We start from the raw sequence: 22,914 nt of genomic DNA on the forward strand, positions 1-22,914 counted from the left end.
TTTCGCGTCTTCTAGCTTCCTGAGCAGCTTCACGCTCACGTTTTTTGCGTTCTATTTCGCGTCTTCTAGCTTCCTGAGCAGCTTCACGCTCACGCTTCTTTTGTTCTGCTTCCCGTTTTTTGCGTTCCATTTCGCGTCTTCTAGCTTCCTGAGCAGCTTCACGTTCACGCTTTTTGCGTTCCATTTCACGCTTTTTGGCTTCCCGAGCGGCTTCACGTTCACGCTTAATTCGTTCTTTTTCCTGTTTTCTGGCATGGGCTTCAGCTATTCTTTGGAGATTTTTTCTTCGCCACTCTTCGCGGTTTCTTCTGATTTCCTCCTGCCGACGTTCCCTTTCGCGCTGACGGGCCAAACGTGCTGCTTCCCTTTCGCGTTTCTTACGCTCGCTTTCACGTCTTCTGGCCTCTTTTTCCATCTCACGCTGACGTTTTTTAGCCTCCCGTTCACGTTTCCTGGCCTCACGTTCACGTCTTTTTTGTTCCGCATCTGCAGATGTCATAAATACCTCGTCTATAAAAACTATACAATAATATAACTAAAAATTAGTATTTAATAAAATTATATTAAAAATAAAGCATACTATCTTGTCCTGCTCGAATAAAACATATCCTTTTTAAACGCTAACATACAAATAATGATTAAATATTGACACGTGTAAAAAATTAATGAAATATATCGATTAAGAATAAAAAGTTTGATGAATATTGCATTTCAAAGCGAAAATAGGTGAAATTAGAAATTATTGAGTTGATTTTTCATTAGGCCAGTATGCCGTTTGGGTACGCAGAAGTGTTGTGGTTTCCAAATCATACATCGTCGTTTTGGTGAAGAATCTTCTTCTTCAAGTTCTTTCTTCTCATTCATCACCTGTATCCATTCTACTTGCCATGTTGTTCAAATGGTACGCAGTATGCCAGTTCACACAGAACTCGCCGCATCTAACAAAGCATAGCAGTTGTAGGCGATTCAAAAGTTATCTTCCTGATATTTTAATGAAAAAACTTGATGTCTAAATTTCGATCACAGAACACAAGAATACTCAGGGGAATACAGCAGTAGGTTATTTGTGTGATCGATATTTACAAATCTATAAAATATTTTATCTAAAAATTTTGAATTTCCATTTTTGAGTAATGGATCGTTTTTTTTTGTGTGTGTATGGAATAATTAGAAACAAGCAATAGATATATTATGCTTATCGCTAAATATATTGTATGCGGAATTTTATTTTTTAGAACTTTGATTTTGATAAATATATATGTATATATATAAAACATTGAAGTTAAAGTAATAAATTCGATAAAACTTAGGGGTGGTGACAAAATATGGCTGAAATACATATTACTGGTCAAAAGATGCTTAAGAGCATTAATGCTGAGTTTCAGGAGGCATTTCCGTACCTTTGCTTAAGCTTCTGCAGTGTAGCAGATTGGAAAAAGGCTACCGGAAATGGTGGAACCATTCATTGCTTTGATCCAAACAAGCGTCTTTCTGAAGTAAGAGTAAAGAAGGATGTTGCAGGGGATATCAGTATCCACGGAAGAACTCTCGTAAAAAACCTTGAGAAATCATTCCATGATATTTATGGGATTTGCTGTCAGGTTTGCTACACCGGCAAAGATGGTCGTGGCTATTATACTAGTGGTAAATACGATGATCTTACCTTGAGTCAGCTTAATAAGGAGCTGGAAAAACTTGGATGCAAGAAAAAACCAAAATAATGGTGTGTTTGGTCTAATGATGTCCTGGAGGATTCTAGAACAACCCGGAATTCTTTGAATCCATTATTTCATAGGTTGTAGAACCTGATTAAATCCAAAACAAGCCTCCGTAAGCTGAGAATCATGTAATGGAGTGATGCAGCTCAATCTAATGGAGGCTTGTAAACGCAGGCTAAGACATAATCAAAGGTTACAAGCATGTTTTTTTTGATTGGCGCCGTGAAACTGGATGGAAAGTTCAGTAAAAAAAACTTTTTTTATTTTTATCGAAAAGATTTTTTATAAAACGATAGTTAAGCCAACGTAAGAATAATAGTTTTTTCTGTTAGATATTCTCGGTTAGAACAGGATACGGAAAGAAATAATTTAAAGAAAGCAGAAGAGGAATGCGATGTTTGGCGGATTAAAGAAAATGTTGTTTGGTATTCTCGAAATGCAGGTTAGCGGAGATACCCTGGTGTCTGAGTTCGAGAATGAGTTTTTAAGAGTTTTTGATATTCCTATCCGCGTGTACAACCTTTCCAAGGAAAGGAAAATTCAAAGTGGAGCTGGGGGCAGAAGAGCCTCTAAGGATGCTTTGATTAGTGATGTTTCCACTATTATTGAGAAAGGAAAATCCAAAAAGATCTCCATTAAAGATACTGAAAAGGTTGGCGATGTGGAAAAGAAAGTTGAGAGTACTTTAGGGATCGGTGTGCAGATACTCTGTTCCGACGGCAAAGGTTTTGCCGACAACAACAAAACTCTCAAGGAAATCAAGGATATCAAGAGCGATGATCTAATATCTCTCGATGTGGCAGTTAACAGCTCCACTACTGTAAATGCCTTTACTAAAGCATTTAACAAAGCCTGCAAAGGGGTAAGTGTCAGGGTATGGTGTCTTACTAAAAGTACTGGAAAAATCATGACCGGAGCCAGAGGTCATTTTGCTTCACCTGAGACTCTGCTAAAGGATGTGTCTGAGGACAATAAAATCGCTCAGCACGGTGTCATAGTTATTAATACTGCAGATCAGGTCAAGGTAGTAAAAAAGACATTTGCAAAGATGTATGGTCTTGGCATTGAGATTGTTACCGCTAGAGGCGGCCAATCTGTAGATGACGATTTGACGATAAGAAACGTCAGGAAAGGTTGATATTTTTTAACCTGATTATTAATTATTTTTTAACTTTTAAGGAGAAATTTTTATGAAATTTTCTGGAAGAACCACAGTGGCTAAGTTTAAGGCCATGTTCAAGGATGAGTTCAAGGTTGCAGTTCGTGTTTATAACGGCAAGCATTTTGCCGAAGATTCAGCAACTCTTGCTTCTATCAGAACCGGTGATGTAAAGAGTGGCGAAGTTGAGATTCACGGCAACATGAAGGTTGGTAATGCTGAAAAGCTGCTTAAGGATAATTTCGGTATCACCATTCAGGTTGAGAACAAGGAAGGGGCACTGGCTGACAACAACGTAACTATTTCTTCTTTGCGTTGATTGTGTTGTTTTTATCAAGTGAGATGGAGATGCCCGGGAATGGAACAGCTTTCTGAGCATCTCCTAGTGCGGTACAGATAGTCCAGAATGTCATGTCTTGCAAAAATGAACGAATAGACTAATGACATCATTTCTTTAATTTTCAGAAAAATGAAACTTCAGCATCGCATACTTCTTCGTCATTTGTTCCCAAGTGAGTATCAGGTCGTTAGTTATGGCAGTGAAAGAAATCGAACCGCATCTCTGCACAGTCTATGATTACTTCTTAAAGAATAATCAGAAAAATGAGTATTTTGTTATCCCTGAATATCAGCGCAGTTATACATGGGAAATCTGCCAGTGCGATAAGCTTGTTGATGATATTGAAACCTTTATCAGCGAGGGGGCTGAGGATCCGTACTTTTTCGGTACTATTATTCTAAATGTTAAATCCGAAAAGATGTTTCTGATTGACGGTCAGCAGCGTACTACTACCTTTTACCTGTTGCTTAAGGCTTTGGAATTTGTAATAGGTGCCAAGCTAAAGAATTTTGTAGAACATGATGAAGATTCTGAATTTCTCAAGGAAGGTCTTAAGGGAGATCTTCGTAAGATCCAGTCTGTTGTGTATAAAACAAATGATGAAGGTATTCTTAAGATAAAACGGGATCCGGCGTTGCTGGATCAACTTGTTCTGATTGAAAATAATTCCATTAATGAGCCTGAGATAAATAAGAAAATATTTGCTGAAATAGTCAGAACATTGAACTTTGATGATCTTAGTAATCTTGCAAAAGAAAATGAAATATCAAAGCCAAAACTGAATAAGATCAGTTTCTTCTCTAATTTTAAGTATTTCTATGACCGTCTTTCCAAATACGGTGAATCCAGTATTCATGTATTTGCTCAGAAGTTACTGGATAAATGCCAGCTTATTGTAATCAGAAGCTGGAATATTGAACAGGCAATCGCCATGTTCAATTCGCTGAATTCCAAGGGATTGCCACTTTCCGATGCAGACATAATTTCTGCAGCCATGTACGCGAATATTGAGAAGGAATCGGAAAAGAAGGAATTTGTTGAAAAATGGGGATTTATTCGAGAAGCCACCAAGGACGGAAATGACCTTAAAAAAGGTAAAATTCTGGATATAGACGGAGTGCTTCAGCAGTATATGTACATATATAGAGCTGAAAACCGTGTATATATGAGTATCAATAGCGAAACCCCGAATGTTACCACTCCCGGTGTCAGAAAATTCTACGAAGGAGACAAAGGCTCCTTGTTGAAGAATCCATTGGTGCTTTGTGACAGCTTTAAAACAATTGTCAATCTTTGGCTTTTAATCAAAGGTTATTCCATTGTTAAGCTTCTGCTTAAGTTCAATGTAAATGCAAAGCTTTATCTGGTTTCGTACCTTTTTAAATTCTGCCGTAATGATGGGAATGGAGATTTTGACAGTTCGGCTATAACAGAGGAACTGGTTTCTTCTATAGCTGTTCCTCTGTTAAGGCTCTTTGCTATTCTTGAAATTGTTGATGCTGGATACTCCAGTAACAAATTTAAAACATTCCTGTTTAAGGAAAATATCAAACTGGTAGATCCCCGGACTTCTATCAGCGAGATAGACAGTGATTTTAACAATCATATTAATGATGCCGGCAACTGGCAGAGAGATGATTTGAAAAGATCATTACTTTTTTATGAAAGAAATCCTCTAGTTTACCTCAATGAATATCTTTATGCCAGAAATCATGGGAAGAAATTTATCCTGTCTGATAATGTCAATATAGAGCACATTATGCCGGCAAGTGGAAAAAATATTGCTGTAATTCGCAAGGATGCCGGAATCAACGATGTCAATGAATTTGCAGCAATAGTTAATAAACTCGGAAACAAGATTCTTTTGGAAGAAAGTATTAATAAAACTATTGGTAATGCCTGGTTTAAGACTAAAACCCAGACCTCTGTGAGAGAAAAGTCCGGATATAAGGACAGCTGCTACAGCATAGCCGCATCTTTAACCACCTACGGTTCAGACTGGAGAGTTGAAGATATAAACATGGCTACCGAAAAGGCCGTAAACCGTATTCTGGATTTTATTTTCGGTAAATCATGATACTGATTTAAGCCGGTAGAAAAAATCCAGGGACAAAATTCCGGTATGCAAATCTCCTCGGGTTTTATACAAAATGGTTTGTTGCAATAAAACGGTAAATGATACTTTTACAGAAATGAGGGGAAACTTAAAAGCTTGATATTTTTAAAGCTGAATAAGCCTTAATGCTTTATTACATACTAAAGCATTAAGGCGGAACTGGAGTTTTCCAGAGGTTATTTGATTTATAAAGTGCAGGTTTTGTTACCTGTCAGGAGGTTTTATGAAAGACACTAAAGCATCAGGAAATCAAAAGAAGGCTCCGGCCAAAACCGGAGCAAAGGCTTCTACATCTAAAGCTACAGCTACAGTAAAACCGTCATCTAAGAATCAGGCCGCAAAGACTGTAAAGAATACTGATAAAGCAGCTAAACCCGCAGTAAAACAGCAGACAGCAAAAAACACAGACAAGGCAGCTGCCTCAAAAACTGCTGTACCGGAGCTTAAGAAGGGGGATTACTTCAAGTTCGGAAGCTATTACCAGGAGAACAGCATTAAGAAAACTCCGATAGAGTGGCTGGTTCTGAAAAAACCCGGTACTAAGGTTCTTCTAATCTCCAGATATGGTTTGGATTGTAAGCAGTACCATCATGAAAAGGGTGATATAACCTGGGAAAACTGTGATCTCAGAAAATGGCTGAACGGAGAATTCCTGAAGAATGCCTTTACCGCTACAGAACAGAAGAAGATTGCGGTAACAAAACTTATGAATGACAACAATTCTAAGTATGGCACCTTTGGGGGAAACAGTACTGAGGATCGGGTGTTCTGCCTGAGTACAGCAGAAGCGGATAGCCTCTTTAAGGACAATGAGTCCCGCAAATGTGTGCCAACACCTTATGCTTTGGGAAACGGGTGCTGGAAATCCAGTGAAAATTTGATTAATGGCAGAGGCTGTTGTTACTGGTGGCTTCGGTCGCCGGGCCGCTATCGGCTCCTCGTTGCGGGCGTAAGTACGGACGGCTCGCTCCTTCTGGATGGCGGCGGCGTCTGCGGTGGCAACATTGCTGTTCGGCCCGCTTTGTGGGTGAATCTGTAATCTGGAATCTTCTAATCTGGAATCCACCCGCCGTGGCGGAGCCACGGAATCCTGCGCGGCTGAGCCGCGCTGATAATCCGCCCGCGAAGCGGGCGGTTTTTTGAGAAAATGAAGATTGGTTAAGTAAAGGAGGAGATCTTAAATATTTGACTATAAGGAGGCCAAATCTGACAGAGTGGCAACTTTGAATCGGCTTTTTGATAATGATGGAATGGAAGTGTTCTGTTTGCCTGTACCAGTTTAAGCTGACGGTAAACAGAGTGGTAGAGGATAAAAGTTTTTTTTGATAGAAATATAGATAGATAAGGGGATTGTATGGCTACTGAATTACTAATTAATCAACTGTTTACGGGTAGATATCTTGATGAAGGTGAAAATATCGGTCATGAAGTTATTAATCTTTTCAAGGATGATGCAGGACACAATAATTTATTTATAACGCCTTCAGGACTTGTACGTAATCATGAAGTTGAAGGTGTCTTATTTGTTTGTAATATTTCTGCCAGAATAACAGTCGAAGTTGTAGCGATGGCAAAAGGAATTTCTACAATTTCTGATGATGAAATTAAACAAATTACTTATAAAGGGTATTCACTTGACCATATTTTTGGCGATAATTCATATCTTGGCAATAAGGATCCTGTTCCCAATCAAGTGTCATTTCGTGCTGCAAAAGTCGCTACTCCGACCAAAAGAATATTTATAACTTTAGATAATAATTTCAAGTCAGATGATGGAATAGTTATTTATCTTAAATCTGATCGAAAAGTGATTATTCCGCAGGGTATGCGAGTATATTATTCTGATGAAATTGATGGTCAGGCTTACAGGCAGTTGCTTAATGAGCTTATAAACAAAGATTCAATCTGGAATGATATTAATGTGCTGGCTTCTGATGAGTCAGCACATAAGCAGGCTCCTTTAACAGTATCAGAATCGCAATCGAAATTTGATACTATGAGAGAAAGATTTCTCAGAAGAATCAAAGAAATACAAACAGGTAAATCCAGTGAACCAATCTCTAACGGATCAGCGGGTAGCTTCTGGGATATTAATTTATTAAAAAAATTGAGTTATGACCAGGTACGTCAACTTTATATGATCTTCCTGAAAATTCAGGGAATAGCTCAAGCTACCGTCAATACAGCTTTAAATGATTCCTTCTATATATGGAAAAAAGGTGATCATGATCTTTTCTGGCAGGCTGTTGAGAGCAGTGATGCAGATGCGAGGAGCATTCTCATTGAAATATTGAGAAAAAACAGTAGTGTTGATCCTGAAAAAAATGCCAGCTCATATATGAGCCATCTCAGACGTTTCCGCTTATTTTTAGCATGGGAAGGCAATGATGAGGCGGGTAAACTCCTGCGTTCCTTTGCCAATACAGCTGATGTTAAATCAGACAGCAATGATGCAAAACCAAAGAAACAACCTTCAGATCCGAAAATTGTACAGCCTCCAAAGAAAGAGGTTCTGGTTGTACCGCCTGACCTTAAAGTCGGAGACAGCTTTAAGTTTGGCAGTTATTATCAGGAAAGCAGTAATTATATGAGTCCGATAGAGTGGATTGTCATTAAAAGACTTGGTCCTAAGGTTCTCCTTATGTCACGTTACGGACTGGATCGTAAGCAGTATCATCATGAAAATGCGGATGTCCCATGGGAGGAATCTGACCTCAGAAAATGGCTTAACGATACTTTTTTAAAGACTGCCTTTTCTGAAGAAGAACAAAAGAGGATTGCTCTTACCAATGTAGAGAATATTGCAGATCCTCAGTACCAGACCTTTGGCGGTAAAAGTACGGACGACTACATTTTCTGTTTGAGTATGGCTGAAGCAGACAGTCTGTTTGATGAAGACGCAGCACGTAAATGTATTCCTACCCCTTATGCTGTCGGCGAAGGTGTTGTCCAGTCTGAGGTTTTCATGCTTAACGGCAAGGGCACCTGTCTCTGGTGGTTAAGATCTCGTGGAGTCTACGAATTCGGAGCTTACCTTATCAGAGAGAACGGTTCTATCGGCGGATACAATGATCTCAGTAGTACCTTTACTGCCATCCGTCCGGTTTTGTGGATGAATTTATAGCTAGCTAAGTTAAAACCTGCATACAACTATTAAGCCGGAGAGTATTTCGACGTAATAATGATTCGTTTGATAGTTGTGATGCAGTACAAAACCGGAAAGCAGAATACCCGCGAAATTTGTAGGCTTTTTTAGGTATGTTCAGATTTCCGGTTTTGATTTAACTTCTCCTGATGCAACAGTCTGAGTATTGTTATGGAAAAGTAAAAAGGTGAGTCACTATAGGTCATTAGAGATAGAACAAATATTTGGTGTAATTGGGTTAATCTTCTATTACATAAAAAGACTGGTGAGTAAACTTAGTTAAGAACTAAGGAACTTAAGAATTACGGAGCTTTATGAATAACGGAAAACGTACTTAATATATGTAATGACTAAGATAGTTTTAATAGCATTAATACCATTAACATTAATATTTTAAGAGTGGTTATTCATAATTACGTACAAAATCTGAAGATTATAAAGTAACTTAAAAGATATCGGGAATCATTAATACAATGGATATAATCGCTTTAAAACAAATGAGCTTTGAAGAGGTGCGTCAGCTTTATCTGTCATTTCTGCATCAGCAGAACATTAGCAAAAATACCATTCAGACAGCTTATTCAGACTCCTTTTATCTGTGGAGAAAAGGGAATCACGACCTTTTCTGGAAGGCTGTTGAAGCGAGAGATGAAGATGCAAAGAACCTTCTTTTAGAAACTTTGAAAAGAAACAGCAGTGCTGATCCTCAAAAAGTTATTAATGGTTACCTGTCTCATATCAGACGTTTCCAGCAGTTTCTCAAATGGGATGAATTAGGAAAAAATGAAGGACGGCCTGTATTAACTGTTCCCTCTGTTTCCACTGAATCCACTGCTTCCACTCCCCCTAATTCTCCTAATTTCAGGGTAGCACAGAACAAACGCGTTCTCAAATCTGCAGTTAAAGATATTCCCGAGCCGTCAGAAGCTCAGGTTGAGTTCTATCTTTCGAGGTGGAATGAGCTGGAGAATTATCGTCTGCAGGAACAGGCTTTGAACAAACTGTTCTTTGAGTTATGTCCTGAAAACACTGATATTGAAGATATCCTGCTAAAGGTATCAACGCTTAATGATTTCTACAGTACTAATATTTTTTCTGTTTATCCGGTGGCCAAGCATATTCAATCGTTAAATATTGATGCCAGGTTAAAATCTGGTGATATCAGTTTAGTAAATGATATTAAACAGATTAGTATTGGTGGCAAGATCAAGAATTTTTATTCTTTTGCTTCGAAGTACTGCAGTCACCATAATCCGAAGGACTTCCCGATTTACGACAGCTATGTTGACGCTGTTCTTAGATATTATAGGGATAAGGATAATTTTACCTCTTTTAAAAATGATGATCTGAAGGATTATATTCATTTCAAAGGTGCACTGAATAATTTTCGAAAATTCTACGGTCTGGAGAAATATGATTTAAAACAGCTAGACGTTTATTTGTGGCAGCTGGGAAAGGATTATTTTCCCAAAAAATATTAATAATGTGTAGAAAAAGGCAGAGATTAAGAACTACAGATGATGATTATAATCTGCTGTTAATACTATCTACCTGCCATCTACTTGATATTCGTTTTAAATCCAGCAGACAACAGATGCAGAGAATATTAACAGTGTATAAAAATAAGTATGTATTTTTTTTAATTTATTTTTAATTATTTTTTGAAGCAGCCTTTTTATTTTATATTTTTGAATTTTTTCTTAGAGTTTTGCTATTTAAAGTTATTTAAAGCTTTTGAAATACTTAAACATTTTGGATTATGAATTAGTTTATTTGAAACACTTATATAGTAGTTGAATACTATAAAATATAAATATATTTAAATATGTATACAATAATCAATACATGTTTTATATAAATATTTTATAAATATATTATTTTTGAGATATTAACATATAGAGATAGTTATGAAATATACAAATATTATTGATTCCCCTTTGGGAGGGACTGAAAAAGATCTTCTTGGAGTTAGTGATTATGTAAATGCACTAAGTCGTTTTCTTTCATCTGCAAGTATGCCTACTACCATTGCTATTCAGGGGGAATGGGGGTCGGGAAAGACCTCCTTTATGAATCAGATTAAGTCCCAGCTGTGTGATGATGCTGATAAGCCGGATACAGATAAACTGTTTCACGGCGTCTGGGTAAATATGTGGGAATACTCCATGATGAAAGATCCGGAGGATATCCTGATTAACGTGATAAAGGGGTTAACAAGTTCATGTCTTGAGGTCTTTGAAAACCGTGTAGAGAAGAATTCTTTTGATGTGGAGAATCTGAAAAAGAAGACCTGGGGTTTTATCAAGGCAACCAGTGCTTTTGCTGTAAAGGCTGTTGCTCATGTCGGTCTCAATGCAGTCGGTGCTGACGGGGAAAATCTCATTGAAGATTATGTAGACTCAATAAAAGGGGAAAAGAAAGATGCTCTTACTCTAAAAGAGGTTCGTCCAAAGGAATTCAGAGATGCCTTTGCCAAGGTAATTACAGAATGCCTGGATCAGGATCAGAAAAACGGAGATACCAACAAAAAAGGCTTCATGTTTTTCATTGATGACCTGGATCGTATTCCGCCGGAAAATGCTGTACATATTCTGGAACTCCTTAAAAATCTGTTTGAAGTAGAAAACTGTATTTTTGTGCTGGCTATTGACTATGAGGTTGTAGTTAAAGGTCTTAAGGCAAAGTTCGGTGCAGAGAATCAGATGGATGAAAGAGCCTATAGATCATTCTTCGATAAGATTATCCAGATGCCGTTCTCCATGCCTATCGGTGCTTACGATATTACCGGCTTTGTTGAAAGTTCAGTAGATAATATCGGAGTATTTACTCATGATGAACTGAATCAGTTACTCTCCGTTGACGGAGAAAAAGAAAAAACCTCTGAAGTACTGGCTGATATGGTTCTTCTTTCAACCGGCACCAACCCCCGTTCAATAAAACGTCTTTTGAACAGCCTTTCACTTATTGATATTATGCATAAGATAAAGATTCAAAAGGAAAAGGAGTGTGGCAGAAAAATCAATGACATGTCCGTAGAGGATAAGGCCATGAATTTCGGACTGGTATGTATTCAGGTGGCATATCCGGATATATACGATTTACTGATACAGGAATCTAATTTTCTTGAATGGGATGACAGTTCAGCGAGAGACTTCAGATTGAAGGCACTGACCCCTGAAAAAGCAGAATATTTAAGTACGCTTGAAGAGTTTGATGAAAAGTGGGAGCAGGTTCTCTATAGAGCATGTCAGAAGAGTATATATCTGTCTAACCGTGTGCTTAATATTTCCCGACTGCTTAATAAGATTCGTTTCCTCTGTCCTGATCAGGAGCAGTTCCCGGCAAAAATCGTTGAGCTGCTGGGCATGTCAGCAGTAACCACGGTTTCTTCAGTAGATTCGGTGACAGTTGAGGCTAATAAAAACAAGAACTATTCAAGATCTAATGATGTTGAAGATTTCTTCAGCAAAGTAAAATGCAGTAATCCTGAACTTATCAAACGTCTGAGATGGATAATCGGTGTAATTACCGAAATTTTCGGAAATACCGTAAAGCCGGCTATTTCAACTTCCCAGCTGGCATTCTGGTTTACCAGCCCTGTTACTAGAAACAGGAGATTTCTGGCAATATGGTGCATACCGGCAACTAAAGAAGATCCGAATGAATATATCGAAATAGCTCCGTGTGCCGGTGGGTCCTCAGTTTGGACTGTAGGACATCTGCAGAATTTTTCAAAACAGGGTTTTGTTGGGAAGAATCCTGACTGGTACAAGGATATCAATTTCCGTATTAAATGGACTCCGGGATCCGATAAGGAAGAAATCCTCGGTTTCCATCCGTATGAATACATCAGCAGAAAGATTTGGACAGAAGAATTGTGGAATCTGATATCTGACAGATATACTCCGGACAAGCTTTGCGATTCCTACAATGAACTGTTTATGTTTATTACTGAATGCTTCTTTAAGTACGGATCAAGGGTTCCGCTTCCAAAACCATTTACCGGTATTACTGAGAATTAGCAGATAAGCATTAATTTAATAACTCAAGTGGAAAGCCTGGGTTATTAACCCTAAATTCCCGGGGGTAATTTGTAACTACATTAATCGCTACGCTTCATCATCGGATAAAGTCTTTGGCAATGAATTATGAGCTTGCAATTTATCCCCTTGTTTATCGAAATAATTCGGATACTCAATTTTAAATTTGTCGTATAAAATTGTGGTTGAACTCTGAGCTTCACTGGTAATGATTCTAGTGGAATATACCGTGCAACAGTTCTTTTTTTAGTTTGAAAAGTTAATGCTGAACGGAGGTTGTTCTGAACAGAATTCCATCAAACATGGTATCAATTATAAAATGCGGTACAAAAGAACATCTCCGTCAAAACTCTAAGTATATTTATCCACGATATGTTTCCGTATCTTAAACGGAATAAACACATATAAAAGATGTATATAATGTGTTCAATAAGAAATTAAGTAGTAATTTTTAGATATGGAACAGATTATGTGATTATGCTCAATTGGTAAAATATGAGTAGGGCTTTTAAAGGCTTTCATTAACCTTTACCGCTCTGAATAATACTAAGAGGATAATATGGACGAAGATAAACAGCCAAAGGATGCAATGGACTACCTGGCAATGCTTGTCAGAACACAGGGACTGCTTTTCTCATATGTTGCAAGGGAATATCCGCAGATGGATACCGCTGATTTCATTCATTTTTACATGGAATCAAAAACAAGAAGAGTTATCGATGAGAATGAGGTCGGTTCGCATACGCTTGAACTTAAGGATCTTCTTGAATACATAGACAAAAATGAAGTTTATGAGTTTAAAAAAGGTAAAGCCATAGATCCGGAGATTGCTGAATGGATTGGTGAGTTCTATGCGTATTATCAGTTATGCGTGAACGTTCCGAGCAGAGAAATGATCAAGAAGATACCTGTAAGTTATCTGGTAAGCATATATCCGAGATTTGCCAATTTCGATCTTGAATTTGTAATGCAGCATATCTCAAAGACTGTTACTCACGATAAGAAGTAAGAGGTGTTACAGTGGAAAACAATGGGGGAAAATAAGCGCATGCAAACTTAAATGTTTGTATATACATGATCGCATAATATCCATTATGTTAATAAAAAGGGATCCAAATATCCCTTAAGACCATATTATGTCAGTGTCTTTCCTTACCATCTGTCTTTAGTGCCAGGCTTTCCGGTATGAGGATTAACGTTTCCTTTAACGCTCCAGTTATTGTTGTGATATCCGTCTTTACCTGAGCGATAATGCGACTGTACATATGTTCCATTACTTCTGGTGTAACCTTTTACATGTGTATCAGCATATACCTGGGAACATATTGTTAAAGTTACCATTGAAGTCAGCAGCAGTAGAAATCTGTTCATTGATAAAATCATATCCTAATCAACTAAGCAATAAATCAAAACCTTCATGCAGTATTCGTTAAATAATAATGCAAAAACAGAAGTTGGAAAACATCTATGAACACTAAAGCAGTATTTTACTTCCCGAGCACCCTATCAGAATTTCGTGAATGCTCAATGGTATACGTCCGCCTGCCGCGTTGATTCAATGATTCCGTTATTTTTTGTCTGTATGAGTGTTCTCATTAAACTCAATAAGTTCAACATCACTGTCATCCGAGCTTCTGTAGAAAGCATAATACCTGGTTTTTCCGCTGTTGTCTTTGAAGGAAATGCCGTAAACCGGAGTGTTTCCTTTCATTGTCATTTTAATAAGCAGAGGTTTGTTCTTATACAGTTTTTTGGTCGTATATACAGGTTTGTGTTCAAAGATGTAGTTTCCTTCAGAATCTGTATCTGTCAGTTCCAGTGACAGTACCGCAAAATCAGTTACATAATCCGTTGAAGATGAAATAAGAACACTTGTTTTAGGACCGTTGTGATCAGCAGTGAATACTGAGTATTTTGAGTAATTGGTTCCCAGTTCGGATGAGGACTCAAGCTTAACGGCCAAATCTTTTTTATTATTCTGTGAATGATGAATTACGTGAAGTTCACCGCCATATTGAGCAAAATTCTTGAGGTCGTTTATATAAGCAGTTCTTACTTTGAAATTCTCATAAAAACCGTTAAATACATCCTCATTGATATTAAGTTCCTCTGACGTGCTGGCATTCTTCAGACCATTGGTATTATGGTAATATCTGATTTTGCCGTTATCTTTGTCCACTTCGTTGAAGAAAAAATCAGAGGCCTTGATAATGGGAACACCGAAGTCAACAAATTCAAATTCTCCGAAAGAAAATGTATCAGGAGATTCGGAAGTGTATTTAAAGAATCTGGTATTGTCGATAAAACAGAACAGCTCCCCTATCGGACTTTCATACAGTTTTCTCGGAGATTTGTTATGTATTGTATAGAGTGCGTAGATTGCCTGGCAGTTCTTTGTTTCATCCTTAAAGGTTTCGGCGATAATCAGTTCAGGAATACAGTCACCGTTAAGATCCGTTATGGAGTATCCGAAATTGTTCAAAGCCTCGGATTTCGACATGAACTCAATTGCATCAGCAAGTCCCCTTTCTCCGTCCTTAACTCTGTGCTTATCGGGACCGTAGGCAACCAGATCGTAAAAACTGTCTACGATTCTCGCATAATCGGATTCCTGGCCGTACTTCATGTAATCTTTGGCTTCGCATTTGTCGTCAGCTACGGCAGTGTGACTTCCGAGAAGCATTAGAGCTGTAAGGAGAGAAATTTTAAATAATTTCATAGGCATACCTTCATCTGAGCACTCATCGTGAGGAACAGATACAACACATTGTTGATTATAATTATACATTACATGCTCATATTACAATGTGATGTCAGATGCTAATCAGTCATTTTGAAGAATGTTTCATTTATATTTTGGCAAAAAAAATTCATGTTTTGTGTTTTTGCACCATACGGTTAACGAATTCAGTAATAAAGATCTGATAAAATACATCTATTGAGCGGTATCTGTATTTTCCCCGGTGGTTTCTGATGAGTCATTACGGCAGCGCCTATGCACTTCTGCATTATAAAGAGTTAAATGATTATACTTATATCAAGTATACAATTATTACTCTCATTATTATTATGGTTGTTATCCGTATAATTCGTTTTATCAGATGGATTCATGGTAAATTCAAAGGAAACAGACCTTCAGGTCATCTACTGTCATCCCGTTATATTGCCAATGAAAACAATGTTTTTGTTTCCGGCGAAGATGTCATGGTTACAGACCCGTCTGCTCTGATTATCATGGCCGGGAAGAATAATGCTGATGCTGTTATCAGCTCTCTGCGCCGGGATCTTGGACTCTCCAGGGTATTTGTAACCACTACCGTACTCAAGGAAATTGAAAGATATGATGCTTCACAAAAGAGCAAAGTCATTGATGACTCTGCCGTAAGACAGCAGCCTGCCGTTCTGGCTGAAGTTCAGAAACTTGTAAAAACAGAAGAGATTACGGTAGTTCACGACACTGTAAACGGATATTACGCAGCTCCGACAATAATTGCTCTGGCACTGGAATTGCAGAAGCTGGATAACCATGTTACAGTTCTTGCAGGCGACGGACGTCTGCTCCTTGATATTATGAATGCGGACGGATGCAGACATAACAGAACCCGAATGATTAAAACTCTTTATTACTGCACTGACGGTGAAATAAAACCGGTTGACCGCAACACCCTGACAGGAACAGTTCCAAGATAAATAAATGTTACTGGTTAATGATTATAGTTAAAGGAGAAACAGAAAATGGGCAGACTAATTACAGTTTCCGAACCCCTTCCGGCCGAGATGCTTTCAAAATTGAAGAAAGATGTGCACGAACTCGGTTTCGATGTTCTGTATGAAACGGACAAGAAAAAAGCCGAGGAGCATCTCGCCGAGACTGAAATTTTTTTTGGTATTCTTAATCCGAAGTCCCCTATTCCTCAGAATCTGAAATGGCTTTGTCTTCCTTTAGCCGGTGTGAATGACTACAGTTCAAGAACCGAGTTTTTAAATGGTTCATGCATGCTTTCCTGTTCTTCTGGTGCATATGGCGTAACCATAGCAGAACACCTGGTCATGCTTACACTCATGCTTTTAAGGAGAATGCCTGAATATATCGAAGACAGAAAGGAACGCATATGGAGAAATGACCGTGAGCTTAATTCCATTTACGGAAGCCGTGTGACTGTTCTGGGTACGGGAGATATCGGAAGAAACTATGCCCAGAGGATTAAACCTTTCATGCCTGAATCAGTAACTGGAGTTTCCCGCTCCGGAAAATCAGAATGTGATGCATTCACATCCATTCATAAAGTAAGTGAACTTGATAGCATCCTTCCTGAAACCGACATTCTTGTTATGAGTCTTCCGGAGACACCTGATACCATTCATATACTTAATGGTGAAAGAATTGCACTTCTTCCGAAAAATGCGATCATCATAAATGTAGGTCGCGGAAGCAGTATTGATCAGCCGGCTCTGGCTAATGCTCTCAAAGAACATGTCATTTGCGGTGCTGCACTTGATGTTCTTGAAAAGGAACCTTTACCTGAATCAGATCCATTAAATGAAGCTCCGAATCTGATTATTACCCCGCATATGGCAGGACAGCGTACTTTAAGACGTACTGTTGAAATAATGTTTGATAAGTTTCTGACTGATCTTCACCGTTATGCCGCCAATCAGCTACCTGAGAATCTTGTAAACCTCAACAGAGGCTACTGATATATTGGAAAAAGAGAACTTATATACCGCAGGAATGCCGATAAACCGCAGTTTTACGGTACTTCTGAAAGCCCTTGGTTGCACGAAACACCACGATATATAGTGGTACGAATGTTTAAAAAAAAGGTTCCGATAATCTCCATCATGAGAGGATCGGAGGTGGTGAGCCTGTTTGTATCGCAGATCTTCTAACCGGGAGCCTTTTTTGATTTTCGGAGTTTCAAAATGAACGACAGCCACCTCAGGCTTTCAGCCGATACGTCTCCCGACGTATTAGCCCAGCAGAATTGCTGAAGAGATGACGACCATGAAAGCCCGCAAGGTTCTGCTTAAAAAACTCACGGGCAATTCTGCATTCCGCTACGATAAGTAAAGCGGTTCTAATGGTACTCTGCTACTTTATCCGGAGCCCTTTCACCGCTTCGGTGCGGATCAGTTTACCGTCAAGAAGCTCATAGGCTAAATAGCCAATCTGCCCATTGATAGTGTTAACCTCCGGCTACATACTGTCACAGTCAAATTTTGTAGACACCATTCTGTCATTCTCATCAAATTCAACTAACAGATATCTGGAATAGATATCATCACGCCCCCTAACCATCAATTTATCAGATTTCTCTTTAAGAATTTCTCGTGTTTCTTCCCTAGTCATGCCGGGTTTTAATTTGAATGACAGATCGCAGAGAAGAGAATGTTCTTTTATTATTTCATCGGCTTCATCCCAATAATGTTCCCTTCCCACCATACAGGCAGGACCATAATCTTTACTCCAGATGACAGCGATATTGAGATCATTACACTGATAAGATGATGATGCTGTTTCATCAGGAGTAAACTTGCTTTTATCAAAAATATTGAAAAAATGCTTTTCATATTTTGGGTATATTAATTTTCCGTTATACCAGACTTCAAAAAGCCCTTTTCCATTTAGTATGAACCCTGTTATTGATCACCTGATTGATAACGGGGTTTTATTATGAAATTAACTTATGAAGAAAAGCTTCAAATTGTTGAAGATCATAAAAGCTACGGAACAGCTTATACCTATAGAAAATGGGGACTTTCAAAAAGATATGTAAAATACATTGTTTCTAAAGCAAGAAATAACGCTTTAAGTTCTAACAACAAACATACTAATTACAGTGTTGAATTCAAAATTATGGTTGCTAAGGCATATGCGGAAGGAAGACGTAGTTTTGAAGAAATAGCTCAACTATATGGAATTAAAACTCTTTCAACAGTAAAAAGTAGGTATGATATTTATCAGTCAAAGGGAGAAGAAGGACTGAGAAATATGAAGAAAACTGGCAGACAAAAGAAAGATGAAGTCAAGACTAACAAAAATAAAGTTAACCTAGACAGTCTGTTAAGTTCCGATAAAGAAGAATATACAAAGGAAGAGATAAAAGCCTTAAAAGAAGAACTTTTAAGACTTCGCTGTCATGAAGAATTCTCCCGAGTTTGATACCAAATCGTTAAAGACCTCTTGAAAAATGTGATTGAGCATCAGTAAAGTTCGTTAATATAATACTCTTAACATACCTTGCGGCATTTTTTCGAAATGCAGGTTGTATGAAGCTGTCTGTAAATGTGATCGTTGTTCAATATAATTTCAAAAAAAGTATGAAATCCACCATTAATATATATACTTTAAGGCATTGATTCGGAAAGACGGCAAAGCTGTTTCTCCGAATCATAATTCCCAAACGAATTTAACGAGGATTAATATGAATAAAGCAGTCATTTCAGCAATGGCAGTTATTGCAGCTGTTGCAGTTTCTCAGACTTATGCTGCAGAATTTGAAGACAATGGTTTAACCATTATCACTGACAACTTTAAAGTTGAAGAACGGAAACAGGATGAAAAATCAATTCTCATCGTAAAGCAGGATAATGAAATAGGAACTCTCGGAGACAGGGTTGTTGTTTCCGGGGAGAAGAATCCTAATCACATTGCTTATGTGAAGAATGCCAACAATCACAATTTTATTATTAAAAATAAACTTATTGTTCAGTGCCGGAAGCATCAGAACTGCATTCCTTCCGGACTTAATTCAGAACAGATTTCCAAGAATATTTATGAAATAACTGTTGAAAATTATGACCAGTGGAAGTCACTTCAGGAGGAACTGAGCAATACCGCAGGGGTAATTAATGTTGCCCCTTCATTGTATGATGGTTCAAATATTGAACTCAGATAAGAAAACTTCAGTCATTCCGATGTCCTTCTTTTCAGCAGAAAGCGACATTTAACTGATGAATCATATGTCTGTCCGATAAGTATTTAATCCGGACAGAGAAAATAATTTAGGATAAATTTATGAAATTATCTGCAAAAAAAGCCAGCCTGGCACTGTTTAATGCATTACTTCTTTCTTCCATTACTGCATGTGGCGGCGGTGGTGATGACCACGGGACAGACCCAATTCCACCAGAGCCTGTTGATCCTGTTGATCCTGTTGATGATGACGAACAGGATGAATCAACTATCAAACTTTCCGTTATCGAATATGGTGACATGTTTACCGGCAAGCCTTTTATCATCAAGTTTGAGCAGAAGCCTTCAGTAAGTTCTCTTAAAGGTGAGACATTAACGGCTATTACCGCTAAATACGGCGTCGTAACAGATGTTAATCCTCTTACTGATGAATCAGCCGCCTCGGGAACTGTTTTCTATTATCTTCCGCTCAGCGCGCTGAAAGCTCTCGGTGATGTCTACAGTTTTACTGAAGAATTTACGGTAACTGATGCTGATGGCAATATTTCCGTATACAAACTTGCACAGGGTACTAATACTACTCACGGCGATCCGCTGTTAACTGATCAGTGGCATATCAGAAATGTCAGTCAGAATCCGTTTAAAGTATCTAAGAAACCTGTTAAGGGGATTGACCTTAATGTTATTCCTGCATGGCATGAAAAGGATTCGAACAATGAGCTTCTTTCCGGTAAGAATGTCAGGGTCGGTGTATGGGATGCACCTATAGATCTTAATCATGAGGAGTTAAAGGACAAAATTTACACTCCTTCAAGAATTACCTCTGACGTAAACAAGGGACTGACATTAAATGATGTAATTAATGATAAGACTCTACTTCACGGTACCGCAGTTGCCGGTATTATCGGAGCTTCCGCAGGTAATGCCAAGGGGGGCAGAGGCATTGCACCGGATGTGCTGCTTACCTCATATGCCATGAATGGTACTGATACCAGTTTTCTCGCCAGAAAGGATGATCTTGATATTGTTAATGCAAGTATCGGCAGCAGCAACAGTTTTTCCTTTGACCCTGCATTCGAAATGACACTGCAGGCAATGTTTGAAAACGGCATACCTTTTATTAAAGCTGCCGGTAATCAGTTCGACTCGATAACCTACGACCATGATGATCTGTATTCTACAAAAGCATGTCTCAGATATAAAGTGGCGTGTCAGTATGAACAGTCTTCATCTATTGAACGAGGAAGATATCAGATCAATGTTGCCGCGTTGAACTCTCTGGGTGAACATTCTTCTTATTCTTCAGCCGGTTCTCATATATGGGTAAGCGGTACCGGCGGTGAATTCGGCTACCTAGGTTCAGGCAGCGATTCTGCCGCCGTGGTGACTTCAATTTACAGTCAGGATCCGTCAAAATATTCTGACTGGGATGCTGGTACTCCATGGAGAAAAGACAGTACTAACTATGAATCCCGTAAATTCTATACACAAAGGATGAACGGAACCTCTGCGGCTACACCTTCCGTTACAGGTGTTTCTGCTCTTGTTCTTCAGGCAAAACCTGATATTACCGTACCTCAGTTGCGTTATATTCTTGCATCAACTGCAAGAAATGACAGGGACTGGAGTTCTCTTGCCTACTCCAGCATCAGTGCCTATGACAGTGATCTCGGTGAAACGGTAACTCCTGACAGAGGATGGAATTCAAATGCATCAGGACTGCGTTTCTCCAACAGATACGGATTTGGTGTGGTTGATGCCGAAAAGGCCGTTAAAGCCGCTTTAAACTGTAACAGTGATGAATTATGTGCCAAGAGAGCCAGTCTGCCTCAGGATTACAAGAATACCAACAGTAATCCATGCACAACATCAGATGACGGCAAGATTGTAACCTGTATCTTCTCAGATTTTGTCAATACTGAGGATTCAAGCGATAATCAGTCAGAAATTGAAGTTGAAGAAGTATCTGTTAACCTGAATTCCTTCGGTTATACTTCAGACTCTCCTGAAACCATTGTTGAAGATGACATGGCTGCTACATATTGTAATTATGCCGCATCAAACAAGGGATACATTGCCGGAATTGCATATGCAAACAATCTCCTGCAGATGGAAATCAGATCACCGAATGGAACCATTGCTCTTGTTAAGCCGTTTTATGCAAACTGGGATTTCTCAGGTAAGGTTCTTAACAGTGTATACGGTCTTGGCTACAAGTCTCCGTTCCTGGTAAATACTTCTGATTTCTTTACCGAAAAGTTCTCTGCTTCAAACAACCTGTTCATTCTTACCTTTAAGAGTAAGTGTTCAATTGACGTAGACGAACTCAACAAGCATATCTATCTGCTTGTCGGCGGTTACCCTGATCGTGCGGCAGACTAACCGTCTTTTCTGATTTTAATAGTATGAACCCCGTTATTGATCACTTGATTGATAACGGGGTTTTATTATGAAATTAACTTATGAACAAAAGTTATTAGTTATTGAAGACGATCTTTCGTACTCGTCTGAGCGGATAGCATGTTGGGCTTTCGTTGAACTCCCCTTTTGGCCCCACAGCTCGCATCTACTTCAAAAAACGCCTCTATTCTCCAACAGTAGTGCCCTATATTCTTAATAGCTGCTTTAACTTTGAACTCTTTGAAATTACTAAACTTAAAATTATTGTTGAAGTGTCTAATTCATAAGACTTATTGTTTTTTTGTTATAATAACGTGAAATACATCAAACAAAACCGTCTGAAAAGATATCTTCTTCTCTCTTTTTCATCTTCTGGCTATATGAAATAAAGTATTTTTTTGCTTTGGTCGCTTTATTCTGAATTTTTTTAATTGAATCTTCTCTTTCCCAGATATCACCTAAGCCTGTTAGGTAACATATTGTTGCCCATTCAGCATAAGGAATTTTAACTTTTCCAGTTCTCCAGCGTGATATTGTCGCTAGTTTTACACCTATCAGGTCAGCCCACTCCTGGAGAGTGTAGTTAAGCTCATCCATCGCTTCCACAACTTCCTCTGATGTTGGTCTAACCCAGTCGGAAAAAGAACATAATGTTTCGTCTCTAATCATTAGTGTAGAACGATCGAAAAAGTTGACCACTAAAACGATCAGAAGTTGCCCCCCCTTATTTTAATTTAAACGTTAATTCTTTGCCAATAAATTTGCTTTTTTAGCAGAGAGCAATCTGTAACTGTTATGAAACGACCTTTGTCAAGCAGAAATTTAGGCAAGACATTTTCCTCAGTGTAAGCACGGCATTGGCCACTCTGTTATACGTGGATTGGATACCTCAGGTCAATGGTTCACCGCGAATTCTATTTGTCTGTCGTCGAGGATCACTGTTCATAGTGCCATCATAGTTACATCGTAGATAATTCAAACCTTCTTGATGAAAAACGTCTTATCTAAATCACTGTCAGTTTCAGATGTTTAAGTAATCACATCCGGCTATAAATTTACTCTAATTAAACAGTTATCAGG

The 22,914-nt window shown here is 38.4% G+C and carries 19 protein-coding genes; 14 read left to right on the forward strand and 5 right to left on the reverse strand.

The genetic code is table 11. The features are described 5' to 3' along the window. Positions 1 to 499: hypothetical protein (locus BMY80_RS09460; protein WP_425441302.1), on the reverse strand; the 499-nt coding region annotated here is incomplete at its 3' end. Between the two features lie 826 nt (positions 500 to 1,325). Here BMY80_RS09460 and BMY80_RS09465 point away from each other — a divergent pair. The 9 genes from BMY80_RS09465 (at position 1,326) to BMY80_RS09505 (ending at position 13,527) form a co-directional block, all read left to right on the forward strand. Next, positions 1,326 to 1,721 (forward strand): hypothetical protein, encoded by a 396-nt coding sequence (locus BMY80_RS09465; protein ID WP_093143107.1) that lies wholly within the window; start codon positions 1,326 to 1,328, stop codon positions 1,719 to 1,721. 412 nt (positions 1,722 to 2,133) lie between these two features. Then, positions 2,134 to 2,856, forward strand: coding sequence for a hypothetical protein (locus tag BMY80_RS09470; RefSeq protein WP_143066500.1), 723 nt, complete (start codon positions 2,134 to 2,136; stop codon positions 2,854 to 2,856). Between the two features lie 52 nt (positions 2,857 to 2,908). Next, entirely contained in the window at positions 2,909 to 3,196 is a 288-nt protein-coding gene (locus BMY80_RS09475) for a ubiquitin family protein (RefSeq protein WP_093143113.1), read from the forward strand. 214 nt (positions 3,197 to 3,410) lie between these two features. Beyond that, positions 3,411 to 5,294 (forward strand): DUF262 domain-containing protein, encoded by a 1,884-nt coding sequence (locus BMY80_RS09480; protein ID WP_093143116.1) that lies wholly within the window; start codon positions 3,411 to 3,413, stop codon positions 5,292 to 5,294. A gap of 262 nt (positions 5,295 to 5,556) precedes the next feature. Then, positions 5,557 to 6,372, forward strand: a complete 816-nt coding sequence (locus BMY80_RS09485) for a DUF6273 domain-containing protein (protein ID WP_093143119.1) — start codon at positions 5,557 to 5,559, stop codon at positions 6,370 to 6,372. Between the two features lie 315 nt (positions 6,373 to 6,687). Further along, positions 6,688 to 8,457, forward strand: coding sequence for a DUF6273 domain-containing protein (locus BMY80_RS09490; protein WP_093143121.1), 1,770 nt, complete (start codon positions 6,688 to 6,690; stop codon positions 8,455 to 8,457). Between the two features lie 494 nt (positions 8,458 to 8,951). Continuing rightward, positions 8,952 to 9,959, forward strand: coding sequence for a hypothetical protein (locus tag BMY80_RS12435; RefSeq protein ID WP_218140352.1), 1,008 nt, complete (start codon positions 8,952 to 8,954; stop codon positions 9,957 to 9,959). A 426-nt stretch (positions 9,960 to 10,385) separates the two neighbouring features. Further along, positions 10,386 to 12,500: a KAP family P-loop NTPase fold protein gene (locus BMY80_RS09500; protein ID WP_093143125.1), complete on the forward strand. Its 2,115-nt coding sequence runs from the start codon at positions 10,386 to 10,388 to the stop codon at positions 12,498 to 12,500. Between the two features lie 577 nt (positions 12,501 to 13,077). Further along, on the forward strand, positions 13,078 to 13,527 hold the full coding sequence (locus BMY80_RS09505) for a hypothetical protein (protein WP_093143128.1): 450 nt from the start codon (positions 13,078 to 13,080) through the stop codon (positions 13,525 to 13,527). Positions 13,528 to 13,670: 143 nt separating this feature from the next. On the opposite strand, the gene BMY80_RS09510 is transcribed toward BMY80_RS09505, so the two are convergent. Together BMY80_RS09510 and BMY80_RS09515 are read right to left on the reverse strand one after the other, a co-directional pair. After that, positions 13,671 to 13,889: a hypothetical protein gene (locus tag BMY80_RS09510; protein ID WP_031580014.1), complete on the reverse strand. Its 219-nt coding sequence runs from the start codon at positions 13,887 to 13,889 to the stop codon at positions 13,671 to 13,673. Between the two features lie 196 nt (positions 13,890 to 14,085). Next, a complete protein-coding gene (locus BMY80_RS09515; protein WP_093143131.1) occupies positions 14,086 to 15,237 on the reverse strand; it encodes a hypothetical protein in 1,152 nt (383 codons plus the stop codon). Positions 15,238 to 15,491: 254 nt separating this feature from the next. Between BMY80_RS09515 and BMY80_RS09520 the strand changes: the two genes are divergently transcribed. Continuing rightward, entirely contained in the window at positions 15,492 to 16,208 is a 717-nt protein-coding gene (locus BMY80_RS09520; protein ID WP_093143133.1) for a hypothetical protein, read from the forward strand. 45 nt (positions 16,209 to 16,253) lie between these two features. Further along, on the forward strand, positions 16,254 to 17,216 hold the full coding sequence (locus tag BMY80_RS09525; protein WP_093143136.1) for a D-2-hydroxyacid dehydrogenase: 963 nt from the start codon (positions 16,254 to 16,256) through the stop codon (positions 17,214 to 17,216). 499 nt (positions 17,217 to 17,715) lie between these two features. Here BMY80_RS09525 and BMY80_RS09530 read toward each other — a convergent pair whose 3' ends face one another. Next, positions 17,716 to 17,961 (reverse strand): hypothetical protein, encoded by a 246-nt coding sequence (locus BMY80_RS09530; protein WP_093143139.1) that lies wholly within the window; start codon positions 17,959 to 17,961, stop codon positions 17,716 to 17,718. Positions 17,962 to 18,192: 231 nt separating this feature from the next. Here BMY80_RS09530 and BMY80_RS09535 point away from each other — a divergent pair, with 231 nt between their 5' ends. The 3 genes from BMY80_RS09535 (at position 18,193) to BMY80_RS09545 (ending at position 21,816) form a co-directional block, all read left to right on the forward strand. Next, positions 18,193 to 18,681 (forward strand): helix-turn-helix domain-containing protein, encoded by a 489-nt coding sequence (locus tag BMY80_RS09535; protein ID WP_093143142.1) that lies wholly within the window; start codon positions 18,193 to 18,195, stop codon positions 18,679 to 18,681. 262 nt (positions 18,682 to 18,943) lie between these two features. Then, positions 18,944 to 19,417, forward strand: a complete 474-nt coding sequence (locus tag BMY80_RS09540; protein ID WP_093143145.1) for a hypothetical protein — start codon at positions 18,944 to 18,946, stop codon at positions 19,415 to 19,417. 119 nt (positions 19,418 to 19,536) lie between these two features. Continuing rightward, complete coding sequence (locus tag BMY80_RS09545; protein WP_093143147.1) at positions 19,537 to 21,816, forward strand: S8 family serine peptidase; 2,280 nt, start codon at positions 19,537 to 19,539, stop codon at positions 21,814 to 21,816. 342 nt (positions 21,817 to 22,158) lie between these two features. Here the strand turns inward: BMY80_RS09545 and BMY80_RS09550 are convergent, their stop codons facing one another. Continuing rightward, complete coding sequence (locus BMY80_RS09550; RefSeq protein WP_143066501.1) at positions 22,159 to 22,503, reverse strand: helix-turn-helix transcriptional regulator; 345 nt, start codon at positions 22,501 to 22,503, stop codon at positions 22,159 to 22,161. Between the last annotated feature and the right edge of the window lie 411 nt (positions 22,504 to 22,914).

Origin of the sequence: Ruminobacter amylophilus, from assembly GCF_900115655.1 — a bacterium.
GTDB classification, from domain to species: Bacteria; Pseudomonadota; Gammaproteobacteria; order Enterobacterales; family Succinivibrionaceae; genus Ruminobacter; species Ruminobacter amylophilus.

What these genes read in the sequence shown, in the direction of transcription:
- BMY80_RS09465 (WP_093143107.1), top strand. Translation starts at nt 1,326, where the DNA reads ATGGCTGAAATACATATTACTGGTCAAAAGATGCTTAAGAGCATTAAT.
- BMY80_RS09470 (WP_143066500.1), top strand. Translation starts at nt 2,134, where the DNA reads ATGTTGTTTGGTATTCTCGAAATGCAGGTTAGCGGAGATACCCTGGTG.
- BMY80_RS09475 (WP_093143113.1), top strand. Translation starts at nt 2,909, where the DNA reads ATGAAATTTTCTGGAAGAACCACAGTGGCTAAGTTTAAGGCCATGTTC.
- BMY80_RS09480 (WP_093143116.1), top strand. Translation starts at nt 3,411, where the DNA reads ATGGCAGTGAAAGAAATCGAACCGCATCTCTGCACAGTCTATGATTAC.
- BMY80_RS09485 (WP_093143119.1), top strand. Translation starts at nt 5,557, where the DNA reads ATGAAAGACACTAAAGCATCAGGAAATCAAAAGAAGGCTCCGGCCAAA.
- BMY80_RS09490 (WP_093143121.1), top strand. Translation starts at nt 6,688, where the DNA reads ATGGCTACTGAATTACTAATTAATCAACTGTTTACGGGTAGATATCTT.
- BMY80_RS12435 (WP_218140352.1), top strand. Translation starts at nt 8,952, where the DNA reads ATGGATATAATCGCTTTAAAACAAATGAGCTTTGAAGAGGTGCGTCAG.
- BMY80_RS09500 (WP_093143125.1), top strand. Translation starts at nt 10,386, where the DNA reads ATGAAATATACAAATATTATTGATTCCCCTTTGGGAGGGACTGAAAAA.
- BMY80_RS09505 (WP_093143128.1), top strand. Translation starts at nt 13,078, where the DNA reads ATGGACGAAGATAAACAGCCAAAGGATGCAATGGACTACCTGGCAATG.
- BMY80_RS09510 (WP_031580014.1), bottom strand. Translation starts at nt 13,889, where the DNA reads ATGAACAGATTTCTACTGCTGCTGACTTCAATGGTAACTTTAACAATA.
- BMY80_RS09515 (WP_093143131.1), bottom strand. Translation starts at nt 15,237, where the DNA reads ATGAAATTATTTAAAATTTCTCTCCTTACAGCTCTAATGCTTCTCGGA.
- BMY80_RS09520 (WP_093143133.1), top strand. Translation starts at nt 15,492, where the DNA reads ATGAGTCATTACGGCAGCGCCTATGCACTTCTGCATTATAAAGAGTTA.
- BMY80_RS09525 (WP_093143136.1), top strand. Translation starts at nt 16,254, where the DNA reads ATGGGCAGACTAATTACAGTTTCCGAACCCCTTCCGGCCGAGATGCTT.
- BMY80_RS09530 (WP_093143139.1), bottom strand. Translation starts at nt 17,961, where the DNA reads ATGGTGGGAAGGGAACATTATTGGGATGAAGCCGATGAAATAATAAAA.
- BMY80_RS09535 (WP_093143142.1), top strand. Translation starts at nt 18,193, where the DNA reads ATGAAATTAACTTATGAAGAAAAGCTTCAAATTGTTGAAGATCATAAA.
- BMY80_RS09540 (WP_093143145.1), top strand. Translation starts at nt 18,944, where the DNA reads ATGAATAAAGCAGTCATTTCAGCAATGGCAGTTATTGCAGCTGTTGCA.
- BMY80_RS09545 (WP_093143147.1), top strand. Translation starts at nt 19,537, where the DNA reads ATGAAATTATCTGCAAAAAAAGCCAGCCTGGCACTGTTTAATGCATTA.
- BMY80_RS09550 (WP_143066501.1), bottom strand. Translation starts at nt 22,503, where the DNA reads ATGATTAGAGACGAAACATTATGTTCTTTTTCCGACTGGGTTAGACCA.